Source organism: Psychrobacter piscatorii, from assembly GCF_001444505.1.
Taxonomy (GTDB): Bacteria; Pseudomonadota; Gammaproteobacteria; order Pseudomonadales; family Moraxellaceae; genus Psychrobacter; species Psychrobacter piscatorii_B.
Genome location: NZ_LNDJ01000005.1, coordinates 1 through 4,648, shown reverse-complemented (window position 1 = coordinate 4,648; position 4,648 = coordinate 1). Strand labels below are relative to the sequence as shown.

At 42.3% G+C, this 4,648-nt stretch carries 2 protein-coding genes; one reads left to right on the top strand and one right to left on the bottom strand.

Features of this window, described 5'->3' with window-relative positions; genetic code table 11:
- Positions 1-75: 75 nt before the first annotated feature.
- Positions 76-3,120, bottom strand: a complete 3,045-nt coding sequence (locus AS194_RS01010; protein WP_058023638.1) for an LPS-assembly protein LptD — start codon at positions 3,118-3,120, stop codon at positions 76-78.
- A 388-nt stretch (positions 3,121-3,508) separates the two neighbouring features.
- On the opposite strand from AS194_RS01010, the gene AS194_RS01005 reads away from it, so the two are divergent.
- Positions 3,509-4,615: an aminoglycoside phosphotransferase family protein gene (locus tag AS194_RS01005; protein ID WP_152978576.1), complete on the top strand. Its 1,107-nt coding sequence runs from the start codon at positions 3,509-3,511 to the stop codon at positions 4,613-4,615.
- The last annotated feature ends 33 nt before the right edge of the window (positions 4,616-4,648 follow it).

Genomic DNA, 4,648 nt, shown 5'->3' with positions numbered 1-4,648 from the left:
ATAATTTTGCTTATCTAGGACAGCCCCCTTATAAATATTTGTGCAAATAGTGCGATAATCTAGCAAAAAATCTCGTTAGTCTTTCCATGCAGTTTGGACAGGTTCAAAGCCTAATATCTTATCAGAGAGCAATCGTGTTAAGCGGCTACTGCCACTACCAAGACCATTTAATCTAATTTCCGCCATAACCGCTTGTGTTGGTTCATCTTTGACGTTTAAGTCATTATAGTAACGGCGACCGTAAACTGCAAAGCCAAAACAGCAATCTTCATAATCAACGCCGATAAGTGAATCAAGCATCTTATTACTATTATAGTCATATTGACCTTGAGCCAATATCCGCCAGCTATTGTTGATAGGGAAAACAGCAGAGGCGGTAAATGCGGACAATGGCAACTGATCCGTATTTTCATCACGCTGGCGCTTGACATAGCCCACATTGAACAAGCTATTGTCTGATGGCTGATAACGTAGCTCAGTCGTGATATAGTTTAAATCATAGTCGTTAGTCAGCGCACCGCTCACATCAACCCAAAAATTGTTATAAGGTTGGGTGCTGGTATCCCATACCATGCCTGAGGAAGAAGAGTTGAAAACTCGTTGCTCATCATCAAGCGTGACACGACCATCATCTATATAGAACTGTTCTGCAATGCTACCATCAAAACGTGTCACACCCGTTGCATCGATGTAACGATAATTGACACCAGGCGTGATAGAGTGCAGATCTTGCAAGCGGTCATGACCTAAAAACCAACTGTCTGAAAATAGCTGCTCATAGTTGATAGAGGCAATACGAGTATTGAAGTTAGGAATATCATTTTGGTTTTTGTACGGTGAATACGTGTATTTTACCCGCGGGCTAAGCAGACGATAGCCACCCATGGTGTCATCAAAAGCGCCAAAGGGTGAGCCTGCTTGGTAGAAATTCAGACCTGCATCAATACTGGCTTGCGGCACAAATACGGATTGGCTACCATCTTCTTCACTGATGTTATTGTCTGCCAAGCTGTCTTCATCATAGGAAGTATAAAGGTGCTGTAGGCTTAGCTTTGGTCTAATATAGCCCCAAGACTTCTCCATCGGATAGACGGCACTTATTTTGTTATAAATGCGTGCGCCGCTCTTTTCATTCTCAGAGCCATCATCAATAGACTTCTTAAAATAGGCAGAATCATGTACGCCAGTGATGTCAAAGTTCTTCGCCCACGGCAGTCGATAGTTGAGCTTTAGCTGTGGTAGGCGTGAATAGGGTTTGTCTTTATCCTCTAGAGCCTCACCGTTATCAGTAAACGCATCTAACGTTTGGAAGGTTTCTACTTTTAACTCACCATCGACGTAATCATTATAATAATTAACTCGAGCACGCCTTGGTAGATTGATCGTGTTATCTGATAAACCTAAGGTATCAAAATCATCAAGATAATCTGCATCTGATACATAGCTGTATTTGGCATCACCACTTAACCGTGGAATACTTTTCGATGACCAATAATGATCATAAAAAAAGCTTTTACGATCTTCGTCATTATATTCTTTGTCATTAGGCAAGTATGAACCGTTAAAAATGCCTTCTCCATAGTTTTCGGTCAAATAACGGAACTCACCTGAGAGCATAGGATTACGATCAGTATATACATGCGTATTGAGCGTGGCATCGTAGTTGGGCGCTAGGTTGAAGTAATAAGGAACATCAATCTCAACACCGCTCTCACTACTCACGCTCGCACTTGGTAACAAAAATCCGCTACTACGACGACTGTCTATTGGAAAGTTAAAGTAGGGGAGATAAAAGACCGGTACGTCAGCAATGCGAAAAGTCGTATTATAGGCTTCACCGCGCCCTGTATCAGTATTCAAATCGATACTTTTGGCATCAAATTGCCATTTACGGTTGGTGGGTGGACAGGTGCTAAACATCACCTCGTCCAACTCGTACTCACTATCATTGGGCTTATTCAAGCGTTTAGCGTAGCCGTGTGCTTGTAGCTCAACACTAGCAAAAGCCACATCGTTGGCTGTTGATTGTCCAGTTTCAGTATTATAATTTAAGCTGTCTGCAACCCCAATCAAACCACCTTTTTTTGCTCTTTCATTAAAGCTGGCTTGAGCGTTGCTTGGTGCATTGCTACGTTGCAGTGATTGTCCTGTCGCCTGATCGGTAAACATGACTCTACCTTGTGCAGCAGCCACGCCATTGCTTAGATCAATCACAACTTTCTCTGCTTCGATATGCTGGGTGCCCTGATCGACTTTCACATTACCTGATAGCTCAGCATAGTTGATATTATTGTAATAACCGTAGTCTGACTCTGTGAATAAAGGTGCTTGATTGTTGGGAATACTGTCGACATCAGGTACGGGTTGTCCATTTGCACCGCCAGCTTCATTCACAGCACGCTGATAATTAGGGTTGCTCTTTGGATAGACCCATTGACCTTCACAGCGTTGTGCACTATCTATAGCGTTTGGCAATAATCGTAAGTTTTTACCGACTTTTGTAATGGTCTGCGCTGTAGGCGCTAAAGTACTCTGTATGTTATCTGACTCAGTATCTTCTATATTATCCACGTCATTTGAGACAGGAGTCTCTGGTGTAAGCTCATAAAATTCTGCCAAACGCACTAGACTGTCTTGAATGCTCTCATCATTGATATCTAGCTGACGGTAATCCGCTACGGTATTTTCAGGTGTAGCTATAGCATTAGCGCGTGTGTCGCGGCTTACCTGATCGCTATCTGTCATATTTGATGGTTGTATCGAGGCGGTATCAGAAGACTCATTAATCTCTGTGATATTCAAAACATCATCGGAGGCGCTGTCTTCTAACTTAGCATCGCTTGCGAAACCTGTGTCATCAAAATCAGAGGCAGGAGTCGCTCTTTGAGAATTATCGATCTGTGAGCGCGCGTCTTTATAACGGATATCGTTGTAATCACTGCTTTGAGTGACATTACTGTTATTGGTATCAGGAAGGTAGCTGCTCGTACTACCAGCACTTGATGGCTCAGTTGTCTGTGTGTCAGCATCGTTGATGGCAGCATTAACCGTTAGGCTAGATAAGCCTAAGGCACCAAATAAGATCAAACGAATGCTTTGGTAAAGCGGAGAATATAACAAGGGCACACCTATGATTGCAGAGCCTATTGGATTGCGATACTGAATTGCATAGTCGTATTATTCAACAAGACAGAGTTGTTAATGAACGGCTAAAAAATCACTCATCGATAGCGTCATCTCAAGAATTTGGCTGTTTTACATATAATGACGACTAATCATAGTCAAAAAAAACCAAATCAGCTACACTATTTACCAAAATTTATAATATAGCCAAGCTGCTTTTAAATGAGCTAAAAATTTCAGCTTATCGTTAAATTACTAAATGGTATCTTGATATGTCTACTAACGCAGTTGTTGCGGCTTAAGATATGACCATTTTAGCAAGTATTTGCCTGACTTATCACTACTTTAATTATTTATGATTTATATTTAACCTGTGATGCCCATTATGACTGATAAAACCACTATAGAGCCTGACATGACCGATAACAATAACGACAATCGCCAACAACAACTCGAGCATTGGTTGCAGCAAGTATTTGTAGATAAGCCCTTTGATCTAGACAGTTTACCGGGTGACGCGAGTGCGCGCCGCTATCATCGCATTCAACTGCTAGAGGCTGACGGATCAGGAGATACGCGTCATATCGTCATGGATTCTGCTGATGAGCAGGATGCCATGCGGCAGTTCATCAATGTTGCCAAGCTTATGTCGCCTGCAATCAATGTGCCGACGCTCATCGCACAAAATCTAGAAAAAGGTTTTTTGGTGCTACAAGACTTTGGTACAGTAGAGTTTGCTCATTTGCTGACTGATGCAACACCAGAGCAAATCAATGACTATTATCAGCTCGCCATGCAGACGTTAGTAGCGCTGCAAACGGTACCAGTCGAGACTGCAAAATCTCAGTATCAGCTGCCAGATTACGATACGTCGTTATTAGATCGCGAAATGAACCTGTTTAGCGAGTGGTTTATCCCTTATATCGGCGTAGAGCTGAATGAGGAGGTGTGGGAAAACTTAAAATCGGCACTCATCAATGAAATACTGCTACAGCCACAAGTCATTGTGCATCGCGACTATCATAGTCGTAACCTCATGCAAGACCAAGCGGACACATCGCGCTTAGGCGTGATTGATTTTCAGGATGCCGTCATCGGCTCTTATGCTTATGATTTAGTATCATTGGTACGCGATGCTTATGTTGAATGGCCAGAGCACCAAGTATCTGCATGGATTAACGACTTTTGGCAGCTACAAAAGCAACAATTGCTAACCACAGCCGATAATGTGGTTCAGCTTGAAAACGACGTTAATGTAATGGGCGTACAGCGTCATTTAAAAGTACTAGGGATTTTTATTCGATTATCTGAACGCGATGGCAAAGATCGCTATTTGGGTGATATTCCCAAAGTCATGCGTGATTTAATTATTGAATTAAACTGGCTGGCTGAACAAGGTAATGATGCGATCAAGCATGCCGTCCTACCTTTTAATCAATGGCTAAAAGATGCTGTTCTACCTGCATACAAAGGTAAGTTCGCTTCAGCCTAGATGATGCTTAGGGCGTGTTGAACATTCGCAAAT

Bases quoted from the DNA above. Each gene is read 5' to 3' on its own strand.
- AS194_RS01005 (WP_152978576.1), top strand. From the start codon at position 3,509: ATGACTGATAAAACCACTATAGAGCCTGACATGACCGATAACAATAAC.